Below are 21,327 nucleotides of genomic sequence, written 5' to 3'. Positions count from 1 at the left end.
GTCGTCGCGCAGGAACTTCAGCAGGTTCAGGCTGGCCAGGTTGCACGAGGAGTTGTCGAGGCTCATGTACTCCGAGCACGGGTTGGACGCGGTGATGCGGCCGGACTCGGGGTTGGTGTGCCAGTCGTTGATCGTGCCGTCGTACTGGATGCCCGGGTCGGCGCACTCCCACGCGGCCTCGGCGATCTGACGGAACAGCTGCTTCGCGTCGACGGTGTCGATGACGTCACCGGTGGTGCGCGAGCGCAGCCCGAAGTCGGTGCCGGCCTCGACGGCCTTCATGAACTCGTCCGAGACGCGGACCGAGTTGTTCGCGTTCTGGTACTGGACCGAGGTGATGTCGTGGCCGCCGAGGTCCATGTCGAAGCCGGCGTCGCGCAGGGCGCGGATCTTGTCCTCCTCGCGCGCCTTGGTCTCGACGAACTCGACGATGTCGGGGTGGTCGACGTCCAGGACGACCATCTTGGCCGCGCGACGCGTGGCGCCACCGGACTTGATGGTGCCGGCGGAGGCGTCGGCGCCGCGCATGAAGGAGACCGGGCCCGAGGCGGTGCCACCGGAGGAGAGGAGCTCCTTGGACGAGCGGATGCGGGAGAGGTTGAGGCCGGCCCCCGAGCCGCCCTTGAAGATGAAACCCTCTTCCTTGTACCAGTTGAGGATCGAGTCCATGGAGTCGTCGACGGAGAGGATGAAGCAGGCCGAGACCTGCTGCGGCGACGGCGTGCCGACGTTGAACCAGACGGGAGAGTTGAAGGAGAAGTACTGGTGGACCAGCAGCCAGGTGAGCTCGTGCTCGAAGATCTCGGCGTCGGCGACCGTGGCGAAGTAACCGTGGTCCTTGCCGGCCTTGGTGTAGGTCTTCACGACCCGGTCGATGAGCTGCTTGAGGCTCCACTCGCGGATGTCGGTGCCGACGGCGCCGCGGAAGTACTTCGTCGTGACGATGGTGGAGGCGTTGACCGACCAGAAGTCGGGGAACTCGACCCCGCGCTGCTCGAAGACGACCGCACCGGTCTTCCAGTTGGTCTGGTTGACGTCGCGACGCTCCCAGGTGAGCTCGTCGTAGGGGTGGACACCCTCGGTGCTGAAGACCCGCTCGAGGGTCAGGCGCTTGCCGAAGACGCTGTCTCCTGCGCCCCTGCTCGTGCCGCTCACGGTCTCGGTCATGTGCTCTCCTCGTGCCTCTTCTTCGGGGTGGGTCGATCATGGCTGGTGGCACCGACAGTCCGACCGGGCTCCTTCGATCAGGAGCCGGTCGGGCTGGGGCACTCGACGTTGGTACGCCCGGCAGGCAGCTTCCCCACTACCTGCCGGGCGGTCTCTGGTCAGCCGCTGGGGGCTGAGTGGGTGAGCTCCGCGGGCGAGTCCGGGACGGACCGCTCGGCGCGGAGGATCGCGATCTCGTCCTCGAAGTCGTCGGCCGACTCGAAGGCGCGGTAGACGCTCGCGAAGCGGAGGTAAGCCACCTCGTCGAGCTGGCGCAGCGGGCCCAGGATGGCGAGCCCGACCTCGTTGGCAGGGATCTCGGCGGCACCGGAGAGACGCAGGGCGTCCTCCACGGCCTGGCCGAGGTGGGCCAGCTCGTCCTCGGTGACGGGGCGACCCTTGCAGGCCTTGCGGACACCGGAGATGGCCTTGTCACGCGCGAACGGCTCGGTGGCGCCGGAGCGCTTGAGCACGGTCAGCTGCATCAGCTCCACGGTCGTGAACCGCTTGGCGCAGGCGTTGCAGGTGCGACGGCGGCGGATCGAGCCGCCGTCGTCGGCGACGCGCGAGTCGAGGACCCGGGTGTCGGTGTTGCGGCAGTAGGGGCAGTGCACGACGGGGCCTCCTCTCGGGCGCGCTCAGGAGACCCGCCAGACGACGGGTGACCTGTGGAAAACGGGGGTCTTGCTGTGCATAACACCGAGTGAACTGTGGGCCGTCCCCATCCGGGCTGTGAACTAGATGTGGATAACTACACCGTTGTAAGTACTAGATGTTGTGGTAACCGTACGCCCCGACTTCCCGGCTGCGCAAGTGGGTCGGCGAACTTCGTGGGACCTGATTCACAGCAGACCCAAAGCCGCAGGTCAGCGGCTTGCTGGGCGCCCCGGACGACCCCCGGGACGGGCCCGTGGCAGAGTCGGGAGCATGCGTCGTACCCCTGCTGCGGTCTCCCTCACCCCCCTCCTCGCTCCTCTGGTGGCGCTGGTGCTGACCCTCGCCCTCACGGCCTGCGGAGGAGGCGACGACGACGCCGGTACGACGCCGGACAGCGCCGCCTCCAGCGGGGCCGTCACCGGCGCCCTGCCGGAGGGCTTCCCGGTCGACGACGTGCCGCTCGTCGAGGGTCGCATCAGCCAGGCCACCGCCGGCGAGGAGGCGGGCGAGGACGAGGGCTTCGTGGTGATCCTCCAGGTCGACGGCACCGGCGACGCAGTCCTGGCCGAGGCCGTGGGCCTGCTGACCGACGCCGGCTTCACCGTGACGCAGAGCGTCGGCGGGGACGCCGGCAGCGGCTTCGCGGGCAGCTCGTTGACCAAGGACTCCTTCACCGTGACCATCACGACCTTCCCCAACACGGGCGACGAGCAGACGACCTTGCAGTACCTCGTCTCGGAGTCCTAGCGAGTCCGGCGCGACGCCGGCGAGGGCATCGGGGACAATGTGCGCGTGGCACAGGGGAAGCGGGCAGGGACGCGCAAGGGCAGCAAGCCCAAGGCGGGATTTCAGCCTGCGCTGCTCGCACTGGCGCTCGGCGTGACCGGCGCGGTCGTGGCCTGGGGCTACCTCGTCTACGCCGCGATCGACTTCGGCTCCGAGGCCCGCGGTGGCGACTCGGGGGCCTGGGTGTTCCTCGGGCTGGCCTCTGTCGGCGCGGTGGCCTGCCTGTTCCTCGGCTTCATCCTCATCGCTCGCCTGCTGCGCCGGCTCGGCATCACGCAGGCACCACCACCGCGGTCCGTCACCCCGGTCGAGGAGCAGCCCGAGGCCACCGAGCCCCCGCCGCAGGCGCCGCCCGGCGGGCGGCGCGCCGCCCGCTGACCCGGGCGCTCAACGGTCGACCAGCCGACGGACGAGCTTGAGACCCGACCACACCTCGTCGACCGCCGCGACCTTGACGTCGACCCAGCCCAGGTCCAGGCCCAGCGCGCGGACCTCGCCCTCGTCGAGGTCGGCGTCGATCCGCCGCGCCTTCTGGGCGGCGAGCTTGGGCCAGCAGACCCAGACCATGCCGGCGGGGCCGGTGCGCTCGAGGAGGACGGGGAGGCGGGCGGTGAGCGAGGCAAGATGCGTGTGGAAGGTGAGCGTCACGTCGGCGCTCCGCGCCAGGCGTCGTACGACGGTCACGCCGGCGAGGTCGCCCAGGTCCAGGTCGGCAGGAGCACGGTCGAGCAGCAGCGTGTGCCCGGCCCTCACTCCGATCTTGGTCACCAGCGGGGTCGCGGAGTAGCCGGCCATGCACCGACGGTAGCGATGATCGAGGCGCCCGGGAATGCCGCAGGGGGCGGGGCCGATGGCCGCGCCCCCTGTCTTCCCCGGCTCGCCAGCCGGGGTCGAAGCGGCTGGCGAAGTCTGTGTGGTGTCAGCTGGTGGGGACCCGCAGCTCCTGCCCGACCGAGACCATGCCCGAGTCGAGGGCGTTGAGGCGGGTGATCTCGTCCATCATCGAGCGGACGTCGCCGTCGTCGGCCAGGTCGGCCGCAAGGTCCCACAGCGTGTCACCGGGACCGACCAGCACCAATCGGGTGGGCTCGGGCGTGCCGGGGCGCTCCGTGGCGACCGATCCGGAGGCGAGGACGAAGCCGACGGCGAGCACGACGAGCAGCGAGCCGAGGAACACCACCAGGCGACCGCGCCGGGTCAGGCGCAGGGTCGGCGTGTGCGTCGCGGTGATCGGGTGCAGGGTCAAGGTGCTCATCTGGGACCTCCTGGGGAAGTGGCGGTCAGCCTCGGATCGTGAAGTGCTGCCGTGTCGAGGAGATGTCTAACCGTGGCCACCGACAGCGCCTCGTGACGAGGATCCGCCCCTTCAACAGGGAGCCACTCGATCAGACATTCGATCGAACACATGATCGAGGTTAGATCAGGTGTTCGAACAGCACAAGCCCTGGACGAACATTTGTTCGATCCGGTCCGGCGGTCGGTCAGGACCGCCCGGCGCGCCGCCCCTGGGCAGCGAAGAGCGCCGTGGCGCCCTGGGCGAGCGAGGGAGCCAGTGTCGAGGCACGCATCAGACCACCGCGCCAGGCCGGCAGCGTCCGGACCACCCGCCGCGACCCCAGCAGCGCGACCGCCTGGGCCGCGACCTCGTCGACACCCAGCATCCGCCCACCCGACTGGACGAGGGCCCGGGCCAACCCGTCCGGGCGCATGTCGGCGACCATCTGGGTCGCGACCCCGTCGGGGCACAGCGCGTGGACGCGCACCCGGCGCGGCGTCTCCGCCTGCACCGACATCGTGAGCGAGACGACCGCCGCCTTCGTCGCGGCGTAGACCGACAACCCCGGCACGGGCCCGTGGCCCGAGAGGGACGCGGTGTTGACCACGTCGCCACGGTGGTCGCCGAACGCCTCCAGCGCGGCCCGTGTGCCCCACATGACCCCCAGCAGGTTGACCTCGACGAGCATGCGGACCTGCTCCTCGGAGAGCTCCTGCAGCGTGCCGTCGAAACCGACGCCCGCATTGTTGAACCACGCGGTGAGACGGCCGTGGCGCGCCGCGCTCTGGGCGACGGCACGGTGGGCCGCCGGGTCGCGCACGTGGTGCGCGAGCCCCTCGGCGGCACCGATCTCGGCAGCCGTGCGTGCCGCCGCGTCCCCGTCGAGGTCGGTGAGGACCACCCGCGCCCCCCGCGCCACCATCTGCTCGGCGATCCCCCGGCCGATTCCTCGGGCCCCACCGGTCACGACACAGCTCACGTCCATGCGAGCATCCTGGCGACCCGCGCGGCGACCCGGCATCTGGTCCCGGCATCTGGTCCCGAAATCTGGTCCCGGACCGCGACACGCCTTCGAACAGGTGTTTGAAAACGTCAGGCGTTGGTGGGACAGTCAGCCCATGGCCAAGAAGACTGTCACCGAGCTCCCCGACGGACCCCCCGACGCCTCGGGGCTCACTCCCCGCCAGCTGCGCGTGCTCGCGCACATCAAGGACAGCATCGAGATGCGCGGCTATCCGCCGAGCATGCGCGAGATCGGCGAGGCCGTCGGTCTCACCAGCTCCTCGAGCGTGGCCCACCAGCTCAAGTCGCTCGAGGAGAAGGGCTTCCTCAAGCGCGATCCCAACCGTCCACGGGCACTCGAGGTCTTCCTGCCCGAGGTGCTCGCGGCCCGCCGGTCGATGAGCAGCGCCGACGAGTCGTCCTACGACCCGACGGGTGCCGGCGACGCGCACCCCGAGGCGACCTACGTCCCCATGGTCGGGCGCATCGCCGCCGGTGGTCCGATCCTGGCCGAGGAGCGCGTCGAGGACGTCTTCCCGCTGCCCAAGCAGCTCGTCGGTGACGGCACGCTCTTCCTGCTCGAGGTCTCGGGCGACTCGATGGTCGACGCGGCGATCTGTCACGGCGACTACGTCGTCATCCGCCAGCAGCCCACCGCCAACAACGGCGAGATCGTGGCCGCGATGATCGACGGCGAGGCGACGGTCAAGACCTTCCAGAAGAAGGGCGGCGAGGTGTGGCTGCTGCCGCACAACCCGGCGTTCGACCCGATCGACGGCACGCACGCGACGATCCTGGGCAAGGTCACCGCGGTCCTGCGGCGCATGTGACCGGGCTGCTCTAGACCAGGGTCGAAGGGCCCGGGACGGATCGGCGCGACGGGTCTAGCGTCGGGAGCCCCTCGCCTCACGCCCTGGAGCCCTCGTGAACCCTCGTCCTGCGCGTCTCGGCGTCCCCCTCCTGTTGTCGCTCGTGCTGGGCTTCGCGGCTCTGGTGGCGCCGCCCGGTGCGCAGGCACGTCCGGCGCCCGACACCGACAAGGTCGTGCGCGCCTCGGCCCCCTCCGCGCGCGCTGCGCTGGACCGGGCCCAGGGAGTGCTCGCCGGCCGTCAGCGCGGGGACGCCACGATGGCCCTGCGCCAGCTGGCTCTCTCGAAGGCGGGGCTCACCGGCGCCGACCGGGCCGCGGCCGACCGGATCCTCGCGCGTCCGAGCGACCCCGGCGACGAGGACGGCTACGGCGCCAACCTGGTGACCACCACCTGCTCGGCCACGGTGTGCGTGCACTACACGACCACGGGCGACGAGGCGAGCACGGCTGAGTTCGCCGCCGCGACGCTGGCGGAGGCCTCCGCGGTCAACGACACCTACGTCACAGCCGGCTACCGCGCACCCAAGCAGGACGGCACGCAGGGCGGGAACGCGCTGCCGGACGTCTACATCGCCGAGATAGGCGACAAGGGGCTCTACGGCTACTGCACCACCGAGGACGACGTGCCGTCGAACGGCCCCTACGACGTCTCGGCCTACTGCGTGGTCGACAACGACTACTCCTCCGAGGAGTTCCCGACGAACACGCCGCTGGAGAACCTCCAGGTCACGGTGGCGCACGAGTACTTCCACGCCGTCCAGTACGCCTACGACGTCTTCGAGGACAGCTGGTTCCTCGAGGCGACCGCCGCCTGGGTCGAGGACATCCTCTACGACGACGTCGACGACAACCTGCAGTACCTCCGCGACAGCCCGCTGACGCTCCCGCGCGCCTCGATGGACCAGTTCAACCGCGACAACGGCTTCCACTACGGGGTCTGGATCTTCTTCCGCTACCTGAGCGAGAAGTACCCGACCGCCCAGGGCGGGATGCCGACCATCGTGCGCGACATCATCCGTCGCACCGACGGTGCCGCCGGTGGACCCGACGACTACTCCTGGCAGGCCGTCGAGCGGGTGCTCCAGGCACGGGGCAGCAGCGCGGCCAAGGCCTTCGCGCTGTTCGCGGACGCCAACCGCAGGCCGGCGAAGTCCTACGCCGAGGGTGCTGCCAACAGCTACCCGCAGGCACCGCTGGGCAACTTCAGGCTGAAGTCCGGGTGGTACGTCACCACGATCGACCACCTCGCCTCGGCGACCGGTCGCTTCACCCCGAGCCGACGCGGATCCAAGCTGAAGATCAGTGTCGACCTCGCCGACAAGGCGACCTCCCCGGTCGCGATCGTGTCGATCTACCTGAAGTCGGGGGCCGTGCGCACCTCCGCCATCGCCCTCAACGGGGCGGGCAACGGGTCCAAGACCGTCGCCTTCTCCCGGAGCAAGGTGTCGTCGGTCGAGGTGACCCTGGTCAACGGCAGCGGCCGCTTCCGCAACTGCTACGACTTCGCCACGCCGTTCTCCTGCGGTGGCGCGGCGCCGCTCGACGACAACCGGGTGTTCAAGCTGTCGGCCACGCTCCGTTTCTGACCTGCTGCCGGGCGGGGAGGCACTGTCCCCGCCCGGTTGTAGTGTCGGTGGCTCGCACCCTTGATCTCTCGCGTTCGGAGCCACCGTGTCAGCTCAGTTACCCCGCCGTACGCCGTTGCTCGTCGTGGTCGCGGCCGTCCTGGCGGCGCTGCTCGCGGCGCCCGTCGCCCAGGCGGAGGCTCCAGCGGCTCCCGCCCCCGCATCGACCTCCCAGGCCCGCCAGGCGCTCGCGGCGGCCCAGGCGGTCCTGCGCGGCGACTCCGCCGTCGTGGCGCGCGGTTCAGCCGCCAGCTCCTCGAGCGGAGGGGACGCGACCCTGGCGCTGCGCGACCTGGCGCTGCTCCAGGACCAGCTGACCGGCGCCGACCGACAAGCGGCCGAGCGGCTGCTGGCCCGACCGACCGACGGCAGCCAGGACCCGCAGGGTGACGGCTACTCCGTGCCCCAGGCCCCGCCGGTCTGCGGCGCCGACGTGTGCGTGCACTACGTCGCGACCACCAACGACGCCCCGTCGATGAAGGACACCAGCCCGGCCGACGGCGTCCCCGACTACGTCGCCACCGCGCTCGCGACCCTGACCTCGGTGCACAACACCTACGTCGGCGCCGGCTACCGCGAGCCCAAGGGCGACGGCAACCGCGGCGGGGGGTCCAACCTGATGGACATCTACCTCGCCGACATCGGCGACGCCGGCCTCTACGGCTACTGCACGACCGACGACAAGACCGCCTTCAAGGCCCCGTGGGCCCGCTCGGCCTACTGCGTGCTCGACGACGACTACGCCAGGAGCGAGTTCGGCACCAACACCCCCATCGAGAACCTCCAGGTGACAGCCGCCCACGAGTACTTCCACGCGGTCCAGTACGCCTACGACTTCAAGGAGGACAGCTGGCTGCTGGAGGCGACGGCCACCTGGGCCGAGGACGAGCTCTTCGACGGGGTCGACGACAACGTGCAATACCTCCGCTACAGCCCGCTGACCCGTCCGCGCGTGCCGCTGGACTCCTCCGGCGGCGGCTTCTTCTACGGCACCTTCGTCTTCTTCCGCTACCTCACCGAGCGCTTCCCCGCCTCGCAGGGCGGGTTGCCGACCCTGGTGCGCGACATCTGGCGCAAGGCCGACGGCACCACGGGCGCCCCCGACCAGTACTCCTGGCAGGCGGTCGCCACCGTGCTGCGCGGCAGGAGGACGACGGCCGCCACGGCGTTCACCGCCTTCGCCGAGGCCAACCGTCGCCCCGCCCAGACCTACGACGAGGGGGCTGCCAACCGCTACCCGAAGGCCCGGCTGGCCGACTCGTTCACCCTGGGCGTCCGCGGCATCAGACAAGAGCTCAAGCTCTCCCACCTGACGTCGGCGACCTACCGGCTGTCGCCCGGCGGCGCACTGCGCAACAAGGCCTTCAAGCTCCGTGTCGGTCTCGACCTCGCCCCGACCTTCCGCGGGTCCTCCGCGATCGTCACCGTCTACACCACGTCGGGCGACGTGCGGCGCAACGTCATCAAGCTGCGCAAGGACGGCAACGCGACCAAGGTCGTGCCGTTCTCCAAGGCGACCGTGCATCAGGTCGAGGTGACGCTGGTCAACGCCAGCGGTCGCTACGACTGCTTCGTCCGCGGGGCCTTCTCGTGCCAGGGCGACTCCCGCGACGACCGCCAGGTCCAGCGGTTCACCGCCCGCGCCTTCCGGTGACGAGCAGGTGAACGCTGGGTGCCCAACGACCCCCCGAGCATGACCTCGCTTGCGCGCGCGCGTTGACTAGTGTCGTGAGCACTCTTCGCAGTCCCCTTCGCCGTCGTACGGTCCTGGCCGGCGGCACCGCCGCCGGAGCCGGCGCGGCCGCCCTCGTGGCGACCACCCCGGCCGACGCGGCGTCGTTCGCCGGCCCCCGCTACTTCAAGCACGGTGTGGCCTCCGGCGACCCCGAGCCCGACCGCGTGGTGATCTGGACCCGGGTCACCCCGACGGCGGCCAGCACCCCCGGCTCCGGCAAGGGCCCGAAGGTCGACGTCGCCTGGGAGGTCTCGAAGGACCGCTTCTTCCGCACGACCGTGCGCCGCGGCACCTTCGCGACCAGCGCCAGCCGCGACCACACCGTCAAGCTCGACGTCGGAGGGCTGAAGCCCGCGACCTGGTACTTCTACCGCTTCTCCTACCGCGGCTCGGTCAGCCGGGTCGGCCGCATGCGCACCGCGCCGGCCGCCGGGTCCACCCCCGGGCACCTGCGGTTCGGTGTCGTCTCCTGTGCCAACCTCCAGGCCGGGTGGTTCACCGCCTATCGCGGCCTCGCCAAGCGCGACGACCTGCACGCGGTGCTCCACCTCGGCGACTACCTCTACGAGTACGGCGCCGGCCAGTACGGCTACGGCTCCGACAACGTCGACATCCGCAAGCACCAGCCGGCCCACGAGATGGTGTCGCTGGCCGACTACCGGCAGCGGCACGCCCAGTACAAGCGCGACGCCGACCTGCAGGACCTGCACGCGAAGTACCCCTGGATCATCACGTGGGACGACCACGAGGTCACCAACGACCAGTGGAAGGACGGCGCGGAGAACCACACCCCCGGCGGCGGCCAGGCCGGGGAGGGCAACTACCTCCAGCGCCGCGCCCGCGCCCACCGGGCCTACGACGAGTGGATGCCGGTGCGCATGGACGCCACGGCCGCGCTGGGTGACGGTGCCCGGCTCTACCGTCGCCTCACCTTCGGCACCCTTGCCGAGATCAGCATGCTCGACCTGCGCACCTATCGCGACCAGCAGGTCGACACGGCCCTGCCGACGCCCGTGCCGGCGCTCGAGGCCGAGGTCAGCGACCCCCGACCGGAGCATCCTCGGGCGGCGCCAGATGCGCTGGCTCAAGGAGTCGCTGAGCCGTCAGCGACCGCAGTGGAAGATCATCGGCAACCCGGTGATGATCGCGCCGGTCACCTTCGCGGCCGTGCCCCAGGACCTGCTCACCCCGATCAACGACGTCACCGGCCTGCTGCCCGACGACGGCCTGCCCTACAACGTCGACCAGTGGGACGGCTACACCGACGACCGTCGCGAGGTGCTCGCCCACATCCGTGACCACCAGATCAAGGACGCGCTCTTCGTCACCGGCGACATCCACTCCGGCTGGGCGTGCGAGCTGCCCTACGACGTCGGCGCCGACCCCGTGGTCGGCGACTCCGCGGGAGTCGAGTTCGTGTGCACGTCGGTGACCAGCAACAACCTCAAGGACATCACCGGCACCCCTGCCCGCACCACCAGCGTCGCGGTCGAGCAGGCGATCATGGCCAACAACCAGCACATCAAGTACCTCAACTTCGACGACCACGGCTTCTCGGTCCTCGACGTCACTGCCAAGCGGGCCCAGATGGACTGGTTCATCATCGGCGACCGGGCCGACAAGCAGACGACCGTGCGCCACACCGCGTCCTTCGCCACGAGGACCGGCACCGGCAAGGTCGTCAGCGTCGATCGGCCGGTGCGCTGATGTGTGAGCTGCCGTCCTGCTCCTCGGGGGACACGCCCTTCGCCGCCGGCCTCGCGGAGGTCCGCGCGGGTCGTCGTACGTTGTTGAAGGTGGGGGGCGCGGGCGCCGCCTTCTCGACGGCTGCCGGCGCGCTGGGGGCTGCGTCAGCTGCCGCGGCACCGCCGGGCAACCGCAAGCGCGCCTACGTGCTGGTCATCGACGGATGTCGGCCCGAGGAGATCGACAGCGGGCTGACGCCCAACCTGGCCGCGCTGCGCAACGGCGGGCTGCGCTTCCCGCGGGCCTCGTCCATGCCGGTCATGGAGACCATCCCCAACCACGTGATGATGATGACCGGGATGCGCCCCGACCGGACCGGCGTGCCCGCCAACTCGATCTATGACCGCAAGCTCGGCGAGACGCGCACCATGGAGCGCCCCTCCGACATCAAGGTCGACACGGTGATCGAGAGGCTCAACCGCAACGGCTATCGCACCGGGACGGTGCTCAGCAAGGAGTACCTCTACGGCGTCTTCGGCGAGCGTGCGACCGCGCGCTGGGAGCCGGCGCCGATCATCCCGATCTCGGAGCACGCGCCCGACCAGTTCACGATGAACGCCGCGCTGACGATGGTCGAGGAGCTCGACCCGCACCTGATGTTCGTCAACCTCGGCGACATCGACCGCTTCGGACACAGCGACTTCACCGGCACCACGGTCCGACTCGCGCGCAAGCTGGCGCTCGTCGACACCGACCAGCTGGTCGGCCGGTTCGTGGACATGCTGAAGTCGACCGGTCGCTGGGACGACTCGATCGTCGTCGTGCTCGCCGACCACTCGATGGACTGGTCGCGCCCCGACCGGGTCATCTCGCTCCAGTCGTCGATGGACGCCGACCCCTTCCTGGGCGGCAAGGTGGCGATCTCCGCCAACGGTGGCGCCGACCTCCTCTACTGGACCGGCGCCGCGTCCCAGCGCACGCGGGCGGTCAAGCGGATGCGCGAGATCGCCCTGGCGACCCCCGGCGTGCTGTCGGCGCCGCGCCGCACCGACGAGTGGCTGCGACTGGGGCCCGAGGCCGGCGACGTCGTGGTCTTCTGCAAGGCCGGCTGGCGCTTCAGCGACCCCGACCCGATCGCCGACAACCCGATCCCCGGCAACCACGGCCACCCCGCGACCCGAGCCATCCCGTTCTTCATCGGCGGTGGCCACCCGCGGGTGCCCTCGCGTCGGGCCTCGTCCGCGCACGCCAAGACCGTCGACGTCGCGCCCACGATCGCGTCGTTCTTCGGCGTCGGCTCGCCGCGTCGCGGTTGGGACGGCACCGCGCGGCTGTAGGGCTGCTCGGGCGCGTCCGCTTCATCAAGGCATGTCGACGAACCGCCACCTCCCACGGTGAGCACCCCGTGGTGGGTGGCGTGTCGTCGTGGGAAGTGGCGGGACAGCGCAGCGGTCGAGTCAGACCACGTCAGGAGGCGGCGCGGCAGCGGCGTCGCTCCAGTAGTTGATCGCCCACTCGTTGGCGGTGTGGCCCAGGTCGAGCACCGTCTCGCGGTTGCGGCCGGCGATCGTCTCCACGAGCTCACCGGCCTGGTCGCGCACCTCGATCTCGGGCTGCCACAGTATCAGCCGGACCCGCCAGAAACGCGCGCCCGGACGCGTGATCGGCAGCTCGCGCGCGAGCAGGAGGTAGCCGCCCCAGTCGTCGAAGTCGTAGAGCACGCGATCGGCGCGAGCCCGCTCGGCCGAGTCGACGACCTCCCCGCAGATCCGACACCGGGCGTCGCTGCGCAGCACGGCCGCGGGGAAGGTCGTGCGCAGCGCGTAGTCGATCTCGTCGAGCAGGTAGCTCACGTAGTCCTGCACCCGCGCCTTGCCCTGGCGCCCCATGCTCGGGGCCGGCGAGTCCGGCTCCGGCTCCTCGAGCACCGAGGCCGGCGGCCACGGCGAGGGGCTCTGCGTCGGGACGGGGGCACTCGCCGGCCGGTCGGTCGGGTTGGCCGTGTTGGACGTGCAGCCGCTCAGCAGCATGGCTGCGAGGAGCAGCCCGACCACCTGGAGTCGAGTCATCCTGCGCGCCTCAGCCGCCGGCGAGCCGCTTCAGGGCTTTGCGTACGACGGCAGGGTCGGTGGTCGTCCACATGGGAGGCAGGCTCGCCTTGAGGAAGCCGCCGTAGCGCGCCGTCGCGAGCCGTGGGTCGAGCACGGCCACGACGCCACGGTCGCTGGTGGTGCGGATCAGCCGACCCGCCCCCTGGGCGAGGAGGAGCGCGGCGTGGGTGGCGGCGACCTGCATGAAGCCGTTGCCGCCGGCCTTGTCGGCGGCCTTCTGGCGCGCGCTCATCAGCGGGTCGTCGGGGCGCGGGAAGGGGATCCGGTCAATGATCACCAGCTGGCAGGTCTCGCCCGGGACGTCGAGGCCCTGCCACAGGCTGAGCGTGCCGAAGAGACAGGTGTGGGGGTCGCTGACGAACTGCTTGGCCAGCTCGGGCAGCTGGGCCTCGCCCTGCGCGAGGGTGGTGAGGTGCGGCAGCCGCTCGCGGACGGCCTCGGCGGCGGCGTCGGCGGCGCGGCGGCTCGAGAAGAGCCCCAGCGTGCGGCCCTCGGCGGCGTCGACGAGCTCCACGATCTCGTCAATCTGCGCCTGGGCGAGACCGTCGCGCCCTGGGGGCGGCAGGTGGCGGGCGACGTAGAGGATCGCCTGCTGGCCGTAGTCGAACGGGGAACCGACGTCCATGCCGACCCACGGCAGCGCGGCCTCGGCGCCGGAGACCGGCCCCTCACCGAGGACCCGCTCACTCGGCTTGAGACCCACGTTGCTGGCGACCGAGGCGAAGTCTCCGCCGAGCATCAAGGTCGCCGACGTCATCACGACGGTCTTGTCGGTGAGGAGCTTGTCGCGCATCTGGCCCCACACCTGGAGCGGCGCGACGCACAGCCGCGGGGGCATCCGCTCGGTGCCCTCGGTCAGCCACATGACGTCCGCGTCGGAGCCGGCCGCCATGCGCTCGGCGGTGGTGAACACCTCCTGGACCGAGCCCCGTGCCTGGGTGCGACCGGCGTCGCCGTCGGCCTCGGAATCGGCCTTGGGGTAGGCCGAGAGGCAGGCTCGCGCCGCGTCCCGGATCAGCTGCAGCGCGTCGGAGATCTCCTCGGGCACCCGCTCGAAGCGACCCGGGGTGGCCGCGGACAGGGCGTCGCGCAGCGCGCTCGCGGAGTCGGCGAGGTCGTCGGCCTGCGGTCCCTCGACGTAGCGCTGCGAGCGGCGGGCCGCCCGCTCCACGTCGGCCGCGAAGAGCTCGTCGGTCGCGGCCTGCGTGACCCGCGCGGTGAGCTCGTGGGCCTCGTCGATCACCACGACGTCGTAGTCGGGGATCATCGGCACCCCCTCAATCGCGTCGATGGCGAGGAGCGAGTGGTTGGTGATGATCAGGTGGGAGCGGTGGGCCTTCTCGCGGGCCAGCTCGACGAAGCACTCCTGGCCGAAGGGGCACTTGCTCGCGCCGAGGCAGTCACGGTGGCCGACGCTGACCTGGCGCCAGTCCTTGTCGGTGTGGCGCGGGGCGGCGTCGCGCTCCCCGCTGCCGCCGCCCTCGGCCTCCTTCTCGGCCCAGGCACGCAGCTCGAGGATCTTCTTGCCCTGCGACCCCTCGGGCAGCTCGACGAGCGCGCCCTGGTCGTCGGGCACGCCCTCGCGGATGCGGTGCAGGCAGGCGTAGTTGGAGCGCCCCTTGAGCACGGCGTAGGAGGTGTCGACGCCGGGGGTGTCCTTGAGCGCCTCGACCAACCGGGGGATGTCGCGCTCGACGAGCTGGTTCTGCAGCGCGAGCGTCGCCGTCGCGACCACGACCCGCTCGCCGTGCATCAGGCTCGGGACGAGGTAGGCCAACGACTTGCCGGTGCCGGTGCCGGCCTGGACGAGCAGGTGCTGCTCGTCGGTCATCGCGGTCGCGACCGCCTCGGCCATGGCGACCTGCCCGTCACGCTGCTGTCCGCCGAGCGCCTCGACGGCGGCGCCGAGCACCCGGCGTACGGGGCTGACGGCGGTGTCGGGAGCAGGGGCGTCGGGCACCCGAGAACCCTAGCCGCGGAGGCCGACAGCCCTGACCACGTGACCCCCGACCTGTGCACGACCTACTCTCGGGCCATGGGCTACCTCGAGCTGACCACCGACGACGAGCGCACGCTGGAGATCCTGGTGGGGGGCGACCCCGAGGGCTACCCGTGGCTCTACCACTCCGGGTCGCCGTCGGCGGCTGTCCCGTTCGCGCCGATCGACGAGGCAGCGCGAGCGCAGGGCCTGCGGATGATCACCTGGTCCCGAGCCGGGTACGGCGGGTCGTCGCCGCGCCTGCCCGAGCAGGGGCCGCCGCGCATGGTCGACGACGTCTCGGACGCGGTCGCGGTCCTCGACCACCTCGGCGTGGGCGACTTCGTGACGCTCGGCTGGTCCGGCGGCGGGCCACGCGCCCTGGCCTGCGCGGCGCTGCTGCCCGACCGGTGCCGCGCGGCCGCCAGCCTGGCCGGTGTCGCGCCCCACGACGCGCACGGTCTCGACTGGTTCGCCGGGATGGCTGCGGAGAACGTCGCGGAGTACACCGCCGCCGAGCAGGGCGCCGACGCCTACGCGGCGTACCTGACGGCGGAGTTCCTGCCCGTGATGCAGGCCAGCGCCGACGACCTGATCGAGGCGATGGGGACCCTGCTGACGCCGGTGGACCAGGCGGCGCTCGACCGCCCCTACGCGGACTACCTCGCCGAGACCTTCCGACGGGCAGGCGCCCAGGGCGTCGTCGGCGTCCGGGACGACGGCCTGGCTGCCGCCGCTCCCTGGGGCTTCGACCTCGCGTCGATCTCGGTGCCGGTCGCGATCTGGCAGGGCCGCCAGGACGCGATGGTGCCCTACGCCCACGGTGCGTGGCTGGCGACCCACGTGCCCGGGGCCACGCCCCACCTCTTCGAGGACGAGGGGCACCTGTCGCTCCTCGCACAGCTCGACACGATCCTGGCGGACCTCAAGGTGCTGGCAGGACTCGGCTGAGCGAACCGGGCTGAGCTGGCGCGCGGCTGGGCCTGACGGCTGGACCAACGCCGAACCCCGCGCGTCGACGCAGTGCGGAGGCAGCACGTGCCCGATTGCGTTCGCCCGGCGTACTCCCCACGGCGACACGCACCCACCACGGGGTGCACGCCATGGGAAGTGGCGTGTCGCCTGCATCCCTTGAGGAAGCGGCACCCCGCCAGCGCCGACTAGCCCCGCTCGGCCACCCACGCGGCGACGACGTCGCCGAACTCCCGGTGCCCGGCGGGCGTGAGGTGCAGCCGGTCCTCGAGGTAGGCCAGGTCGAGCTCGCGCATGGAGAGGTACGACGCCCCGTGCTGCTCGGCGAGCTCCTCCAGGAGAGCGTCGACACGGGACACCTGCGTGGTGCGTGACGGTGCGTCGGCCGGGCCGACGACGAGCACGGGCAGGTCGCCGAGCGCCCGCATCAGCCGCTCGAAGCCGGCGCGGATCTCGGCGTCGGTGCGGTCGACGTCGTTGAGTCCGCCCTCGACGACCACCAGGTCGGCGCCGTTGCGCACGGCCCGGGGCGCGCGGTCGGCGAAGGACACGCGCCCGCAGCCGCTGGCCCGGTCGCTGAAGCCGGAGCCGGAGAAGCCGGAGACGTGGATGCGGCCGGGCAGGCGCGAGGGCCACGAGTCGGTGGCGCGGTCGAGGCCGAGACCCACCGAGTAGGAGTCACCGATGACCACGACCCGCTGGCCCGTGCCGACGTCGGCGCTCAGGCGCGCGGCCGCGACCTGCTCGAAGTGGGCGCACCGGTCGACCCCGGCGCTGCTGGCGTCGGAGAGCCACAGGGTCAGCAGCGACGCCGCGACGAACAGGCACACGGCCGTCGTCAGCAGGCGCGCTCGCGCGATGGTCGCCCCCCGATGGATCACGAGGAAAGTGTGCGGCACGACCCGGCTCGATCACGACCGCTTTGCCGAACCGTTACCGAAGCAGGGACGTGACCTCCACCGAGCGCCTCAGTCGTCGGTCTCGTCGTCCTCGGTCTCGGCACTGAACCGCGGCTCGCCCCCCTGGCACCGCGCGCTCACCTGGGAGCCGCTCCCGCTCTCCTCCTCGCGGCCCTCGAACTCCACCTCCAGCTCCTCGGGCCCGGCCTTCTTGACCTCGGCCCGGAATCCCTCGGTGGGCTGCGCCGCGACGAGCGAGATGGCACTCCCCCGACACTCGGCCTCGACCGTGCCGCCGAGCCCCTGCCACGTCGCCCGCCGCGGGGTGGGCGCCGACGGGGTCGACGGTGGGGTGGCCGGTCCCGGCGAGGCAGGCTCGGACGACGACTCGCTCGGGTCCTGCGGCGTCGGCAGGGCCGTCGAGCTCACGGGTGGTGTGACCGGGGCCGACGAGTCGGCCGGCGACTCCGCCTGCGAGGGGTCGGTCGACCCCGAGGATGGTGCCGCGGACGGATCTGCGGACGGTCTGGCGGAGGGCCCGATCGTCTGCCCGGGACGGCTGCTGGGCGAGCGGCCGGGTGAGCGGCCGGGCGGGTCACCGACCCCGCCCGCCACCACCGACCCGCTCGCGCCGGGCCGCGGCTCGGGGACGGTCACGAGGCCGTCGCCGACGTGCGAGATCACCGTCCACACGAGGGTGGAGCCGACCGCGACGACCGCCAGCCAGGAGACCAGGCCGACGAGGGCGGGACGTACGACCTTCATGAGGTCATCCTTCCAGGAGATCGGTGCCGGGCCAGGGCTACGGTGCGCACATGACCAGCATCCTCGTGGTGGAGGACGACGACGCCATCCGTGCCGCGGTGCAGCGCGGGCTGCGCGAGCGCGGCCACGCCGTCATCGCGGTCGGCACCGGTCTCGCCGGTCTGGAGCAGGTGCTCCAGGAGCAGCCCCAGGTGGTGCTGCTGGACCTCGGGCTGCCCGACGTCGACGGTCTCACGCTGATCACGATGATCCGTGCTGCGAGCGCCGTGCCGATCATCGTGATCACCGCCCGCGACGACGACCCGACGATGGTCAAGGCACTGGACAGCGGCGCCGACGACTACGTCGTCAAGCCCTTCGGCACCGACCAGGTGGCCGCCCGCATCCGCGCGGTCCTGCGCCGCGGCGGCCACGAGGCAGCGGCAGCAGTGGCGCTGCGCGTCGGCGACCTGGTCATCGACGAGAGCACCCGCACCGTCGTCCTGGCCGGGAAGCCGGTCGAGCTGTCGCGCAAGGAGTTCGACGTACTCTTCCTGTTGGCCTCGCGCGCCGGCCAGGTCGTCACCAAGCGCGAGCTGCTGGCCGAGGTGTGGCAGCAGGCCTACGGAGGCTCCGACCGCACCGTCGACGTCCACCTCTCGTGGCTGCGCCGCAAGCTCGGCGAGACCGCCGCCGATCCGAGGTACCTGCTGAGCGTGCGCGGCGTCGGGGTGCGGCTGGTCGACCCGCACGAGGCACAGCCCGACAGGCAGTCCTGATGCGCCGGCGCATCTCATGGCTGGTGATCGCCACGACGTCGACGGTCGTGGTGTCCTTCGTGATCCCGCTGTGCCTGCTGGTCAGCACGCTCGCGGAGGACCGGGCCATGGCGGCGGCCGACCAGGAGGCACGCAGCGTCGCCATCTTGGTGGCGGGCCTGCACGCGGACCCGACGCTCGGCGACCTCGTCACCAGTCTCGACGCGCGCGGCACCCCCCAGACCCAGGTCCTGATGCCCGACGGCACCGAGCTCGGCTCGGGTCCGCCGCTCACCGCGGACGCCGAGCTGCGGCGCGCCGCGGACGGCGAGGCCTTCACGGTGATCGACGACCAGGGGGGTCGGGTGCTGCTGCCGGTGCTCATCGAGCCCGGCACCGCCATCGTGCGTACGACGGTCAGCGAGGCCCAGCTCACCCGCGGCGTCGCGGGGGCCTGGGGCGGCATCATCGGGCTCGGTGTCGTGCTGCTCGTGCTCGCCCTCGTCCTCGCCTCGCGCCTGGGCCGTCGGGTCAGCGAGCCGCTGCTCGAGGTGGCCGGCACCGCCCACCGCCTGCGCGAGGGCGAGCTCTCGGCCCGCGCCGAGGTGCGGGGCACCGAGGAGACCCAGGAGCTGGCCCGCGCGCTCAACGGACTCGCGGAGCGCACCGCCGAGCTGCTGGCCAGCGAGCGCGCCGCCGTCGGCGACCTCTCCCACCGGCTGCGCACGCCGGTCACGGCGCTGCGGCTCGACGCCGAGGCGGTCTCCGAGCCGGAGCTCGCCCACCGCCTCCAGGAGCACATCGCGGTCCTCCAGCGCACCGTCGACGCGATCGTCAAGGAGGCCCGACGCCCCGTGCGGACGGACTTGACACCCACCTGCGACGCCACCGCCGCCGTCGGCGAGCGCACCACCTTCTGGCGGGTCCTCGCCGAGGACCAGGGACGATCGATCACGATCGCGTTGCCCGACGACCCGGCCATGGTCGCCCTCGCCCACGACGACCTCACCGACCTCGTCGACGTCCTGGTCGACAACGTCTTCGCGCACACGCCCGAGGGAGTGCCGCTGGCGGTCTCGTTGCGCGTCGAGGCCGACACCGACCACCGTGCGGCCATGGCCGTCCTGTCGGTCGGCGACGGAGGGCCGGGCTTCGCGAGGGGCGCCCGGACAGGTCGCCCCGGCACCACCGGCCTCGGCCTCGACATCGCACGCCGCACGGCGCTCGATGCGGGGGGCGAGCTGAGGCTGGACCGCGCGCCGTCCGGGGGTGCCCTCGTCGAGGTCACCCTGCCGCTGATGCACGCCTGAGTCCTCAGTCATCGTCGCGGTCGTCGTCCTCGTCGTCCGCGTCGTCCTCGTCCCGGTCGTCGTCCCGGTCGTCGTCCTCGCTGTCGGACGCACCGTCGTCGGACCCACGACCACCGGACGAGCCCGGCACCGGGGCGGCCGCCGGAGCAGGGGCGGGAGCAGGCGCCGGCACCACGACCGTCCGGACCACGTCGCGCACGCAGACCCCCTGCTCGAGGGTGGTGCCCGCAGCGCACGGCGCCCACCGGAAGCGTGTGCCGGGCCGCACCACCTGCGGCCGCACCGGGGTCGCGACCGCGCCAGCGACGGTGGTCGGTGCGCCGAGCGTCGCCAGGTCGTCGGTGGTGGCGCGGTAGGCGGCGACGGCGCCCCCCAGACCGACGACGAGGGAGGCGGCGAGGAGGCTGCTGGTCGACTTCATGCCCCGAGGATGGGCCGCGTGGCCCTAGGGGCACCTCGCGTGAACCTCAAGTCCGGGTCAAATGTGGACATGACCTGAACTTGATGGAGCGATGAGGCGCTCTTGCCGCGACGCGAGCAAGGTTGGCCCCATGAGCACGACGGCCACCAGCAGGGACCGCTTCCGCACCGGTGTCGCCGCTGTCACCGGGCTCGTGGCCGCTGGGGCCATGGCGTCGACCGGCTGGGCGGCCGGCGCCGCGGCTCAGGACTTCACCCAGCAACAGGCACAGCGCCGGGCCGAGCAGCAGGACCGGCAGGCGGTCCAGGACGCACGGGCATCGCGCGCACTGGCCCGTTACAACGCGAGGCTCGCGCGGATCGTCCGACGCCAGTCTGCCGCCCTCCGACCGGCGGTCGTGCTGCGCGAGCGGCCCACCCGGACCCGGGTCACGGTCCGCTACGTCACCGGCGCGGCCGCCTCGTCGTCCTCCGCAGCCAGGCTCGGCGGAGGCGGGACGGTCAGCACCCCGCCCGCCCCGAGCCCGTCCGGCGCAGGCAGCGCGCCCGCGCCGGCGCCCCTCCCCAGCTACACCCCGCCACCACCGCCGCCCGCCCCCTCGAGCGGGTCATGAGCCACTCGGTCGCGGGAGAGGTGGCCGCCCGGTTCCCAGCCCTGGGCACCGAGGTCTTCGTGGCCGTACGACGACCCGCGGAGCTCATCGACGCCCGTCACCTGGCCGAGACCGTGCTGAGCGACGTCGACGAGGTGTGCAGCCGCTTCCGCGACGACTCCGACCTGTGCCGGGCCAACCGGCACCCCGGCCGGTGGGTCGAGGTCGACCCGCTCCTCGTCGAGGCCGTGCGGGTCGCCCGGGACGCCGCCTCCCTGACCGACGGGCTGGTCAACCCGCTGCTGGGCCGCACGCTGGTGCAGCTCGGCTACGACCGAGACTTCCGGCTGCTGGCGCAGCTGGACGAGAGCCACGACGTCGCCGGGGAACCCCCGTCCCCCGACGCGTGGAAGTTGATCGGGCTCGGTGTCGACACCCTGTGTGTACCCCACGGCACCGAGCTCGATCTCGGGGCGACCGGCAAGGCGTGGAGCGCCGACCTGATCGCCTCGGCCTGGGAGGACGCCGGTCTTGGGCCCGCCGTCGTCAGCGTGGGCGGCGACGTGCGCGTCGCCGCCCCCGACGACACCCCGTGGACCGTCGACGTCTGCGAGCACCCCGGCGCCCCGGCCGACGCGACCATCACGCTGTCCCACGGTGGCCTCGCGACCTCCAGCACGCAGGTGCGTCGCTGGACC

The 21,327-nt window shown here is 71.9% G+C and carries 21 protein-coding genes and 2 pseudogenes; 13 read left to right on the top strand and 10 right to left on the bottom strand.

The window, feature by feature from the left end:
* Together RMN98_RS12295 and nrdR are read right to left on the bottom strand one after the other, a co-directional pair.
* Window positions 1-1,167, bottom strand: a pseudogene (locus RMN98_RS12295) (vitamin B12-dependent ribonucleotide reductase); the annotation flags it as partial.
* A gap of 158 nt (window positions 1,168-1,325) precedes the next feature.
* Window positions 1,326-1,820, bottom strand: coding sequence for a transcriptional regulator NrdR (nrdR, locus tag RMN98_RS12290; RefSeq protein ID WP_091112936.1), 495 nt, complete (start codon window positions 1,818-1,820; stop codon window positions 1,326-1,328).
* A 313-nt stretch (window positions 1,821-2,133) separates the two neighbouring features.
* On the opposite strand from nrdR, the gene RMN98_RS12285 reads away from it, so the two are divergent.
* Window positions 2,134-2,610: a hypothetical protein gene (locus tag RMN98_RS12285; RefSeq protein WP_309649105.1), complete on the top strand. Its 477-nt coding sequence runs from the start codon at window positions 2,134-2,136 to the stop codon at window positions 2,608-2,610.
* A 45-nt stretch (window positions 2,611-2,655) separates the two neighbouring features.
* Window positions 2,656-3,027, top strand: a complete 372-nt coding sequence (locus tag RMN98_RS12280) for a hypothetical protein (RefSeq protein WP_309649104.1) — start codon at window positions 2,656-2,658, stop codon at window positions 3,025-3,027.
* A 9-nt stretch (window positions 3,028-3,036) separates the two neighbouring features.
* On the opposite strand, the gene RMN98_RS12275 is transcribed toward RMN98_RS12280, so the two are convergent.
* The 3 genes from RMN98_RS12275 to RMN98_RS12265 all read right to left on the bottom strand — a co-directional run bounded on the left by RMN98_RS12275 (window position 3,037) and on the right by RMN98_RS12265 (window position 4,910).
* Window positions 3,037-3,444, bottom strand: a complete 408-nt coding sequence (locus tag RMN98_RS12275; RefSeq protein ID WP_309649103.1) for a DUF3052 domain-containing protein — start codon at window positions 3,442-3,444, stop codon at window positions 3,037-3,039.
* Between the two features lie 124 nt (window positions 3,445-3,568).
* On the bottom strand, window positions 3,569-3,904 hold the full coding sequence (locus RMN98_RS12270) for a LysM peptidoglycan-binding domain-containing protein (RefSeq protein ID WP_309649102.1): 336 nt from the start codon (window positions 3,902-3,904) through the stop codon (window positions 3,569-3,571).
* Between the two features lie 226 nt (window positions 3,905-4,130).
* The gene (locus RMN98_RS12265; RefSeq protein WP_309649101.1) at window positions 4,131-4,910 is read right to left on the bottom strand and encodes an SDR family oxidoreductase; all 780 of its coding nucleotides are present in this window, start codon (window positions 4,908-4,910) and stop codon (window positions 4,131-4,133) included.
* Window positions 4,911-5,043: 133 nt separating this feature from the next.
* Between RMN98_RS12265 and lexA the strand changes: the two genes are divergently transcribed.
* From lexA to RMN98_RS12235, 6 genes and pseudogenes are all read left to right on the top strand, one after another.
* Window positions 5,044-5,757 carry a transcriptional repressor LexA gene (gene lexA / locus RMN98_RS12260; RefSeq protein WP_309649100.1) on the top strand — a complete coding sequence of 238 codons (714 nt, stop codon included), beginning with the start codon at window positions 5,044-5,046 and terminating at the stop codon, window positions 5,755-5,757.
* 94 nt (window positions 5,758-5,851) lie between these two features.
* A complete protein-coding gene (locus RMN98_RS12255) occupies window positions 5,852-7,384 on the top strand; it encodes an MXAN_6640 family putative metalloprotease (RefSeq protein WP_309649099.1) in 1,533 nt (510 codons plus the stop codon).
* A gap of 85 nt (window positions 7,385-7,469) precedes the next feature.
* On the top strand, window positions 7,470-9,077 hold the full coding sequence (locus tag RMN98_RS12250; protein WP_309649098.1) for an MXAN_6640 family putative metalloprotease: 1,608 nt from the start codon (window positions 7,470-7,472) through the stop codon (window positions 9,075-9,077).
* 74 nt (window positions 9,078-9,151) lie between these two features.
* Window positions 9,152-10,111, top strand: a pseudogene (locus RMN98_RS12245) (alkaline phosphatase D family protein); the annotation flags it as partial.
* 121 nt (window positions 10,112-10,232) lie between these two features.
* Complete coding sequence (locus tag RMN98_RS12240) at window positions 10,233-10,865, top strand: alkaline phosphatase D family protein (protein ID WP_309649097.1); 633 nt, start codon at window positions 10,233-10,235, stop codon at window positions 10,863-10,865.
* On the top strand, window positions 10,865-12,181 hold the full coding sequence (locus RMN98_RS12235; protein ID WP_309649096.1) for an alkaline phosphatase family protein: 1,317 nt from the start codon (window positions 10,865-10,867) through the stop codon (window positions 12,179-12,181). Before RMN98_RS12240 ends, RMN98_RS12235 begins: the two co-directional genes overlap by 1 nt.
* A gap of 120 nt (window positions 12,182-12,301) precedes the next feature.
* Here RMN98_RS12235 and RMN98_RS12230 read toward each other — a convergent pair whose 3' ends face one another.
* The gene (locus RMN98_RS12230) at window positions 12,302-12,913 is read right to left on the bottom strand and encodes a hypothetical protein (RefSeq protein ID WP_309649095.1); all 612 of its coding nucleotides are present in this window, start codon (window positions 12,911-12,913) and stop codon (window positions 12,302-12,304) included.
* A 10-nt stretch (window positions 12,914-12,923) separates the two neighbouring features.
* Window positions 12,924-14,915, bottom strand: a complete 1,992-nt coding sequence (locus RMN98_RS12225; RefSeq protein WP_309649094.1) for an ATP-dependent DNA helicase — start codon at window positions 14,913-14,915, stop codon at window positions 12,924-12,926.
* 39 nt (window positions 14,916-14,954) lie between these two features.
* Between RMN98_RS12225 and RMN98_RS12220 the strand changes: the two genes are divergently transcribed.
* Window positions 14,955-15,884, top strand: a complete 930-nt coding sequence (locus RMN98_RS12220) for an alpha/beta hydrolase (RefSeq protein ID WP_309649093.1) — start codon at window positions 14,955-14,957, stop codon at window positions 15,882-15,884.
* Window positions 15,885-16,093: 209 nt separating this feature from the next.
* Here the strand turns inward: RMN98_RS12220 and RMN98_RS12215 are convergent, their stop codons facing one another.
* Window positions 16,094-16,786 (bottom strand): SGNH/GDSL hydrolase family protein, encoded by a 693-nt coding sequence (locus RMN98_RS12215; protein ID WP_309649092.1) that lies wholly within the window; start codon window positions 16,784-16,786, stop codon window positions 16,094-16,096.
* Between the two features lie 87 nt (window positions 16,787-16,873).
* Window positions 16,874-17,569, bottom strand: coding sequence for a hypothetical protein (locus RMN98_RS12210; protein ID WP_309649091.1), 696 nt, complete (start codon window positions 17,567-17,569; stop codon window positions 16,874-16,876).
* 50 nt (window positions 17,570-17,619) lie between these two features.
* On the opposite strand from RMN98_RS12210, the gene RMN98_RS12205 reads away from it, so the two are divergent.
* Entirely contained in the window at window positions 17,620-18,327 is a 708-nt protein-coding gene (locus RMN98_RS12205; protein ID WP_309649090.1) for a response regulator transcription factor, read from the top strand.
* Complete coding sequence (locus tag RMN98_RS12200) at window positions 18,327-19,616, top strand: HAMP domain-containing sensor histidine kinase (protein ID WP_309649089.1); 1,290 nt, start codon at window positions 18,327-18,329, stop codon at window positions 19,614-19,616. The genes RMN98_RS12205 and RMN98_RS12200 overlap by 1 nt, the downstream gene beginning before the upstream one ends.
* 4 nt (window positions 19,617-19,620) lie before the next feature.
* On the opposite strand, the gene RMN98_RS12195 is transcribed toward RMN98_RS12200, so the two are convergent.
* Entirely contained in the window at window positions 19,621-20,037 is a 417-nt protein-coding gene (locus RMN98_RS12195) for a hypothetical protein (RefSeq protein ID WP_309649088.1), read from the bottom strand.
* Between the two features lie 130 nt (window positions 20,038-20,167).
* Here RMN98_RS12195 and RMN98_RS12190 point away from each other — a divergent pair, with 130 nt between their 5' ends.
* Together RMN98_RS12190 and RMN98_RS12185 are read left to right on the top strand one after the other, a co-directional pair.
* Window positions 20,168-20,650, top strand: coding sequence for a hypothetical protein (locus RMN98_RS12190; RefSeq protein ID WP_309649087.1), 483 nt, complete (start codon window positions 20,168-20,170; stop codon window positions 20,648-20,650).
* The coding region (locus RMN98_RS12185) for an FAD:protein FMN transferase (protein WP_309649086.1) at window positions 20,647-21,327 on the top strand (681 nt) is incomplete at its 3' end. The genes RMN98_RS12190 and RMN98_RS12185, both read left to right, overlap by 4 nt.

It is taken from the genome of Nocardioides sp., from assembly GCF_031397825.1.
Taxonomy (GTDB): domain Bacteria; phylum Actinomycetota; class Actinomycetes; order Propionibacteriales; family Nocardioidaceae; genus Nocardioides.
The sequence above is the reverse complement of the archived record's forward strand: the minus strand, read 5'-3'. Positions and strand labels throughout refer to the sequence as shown.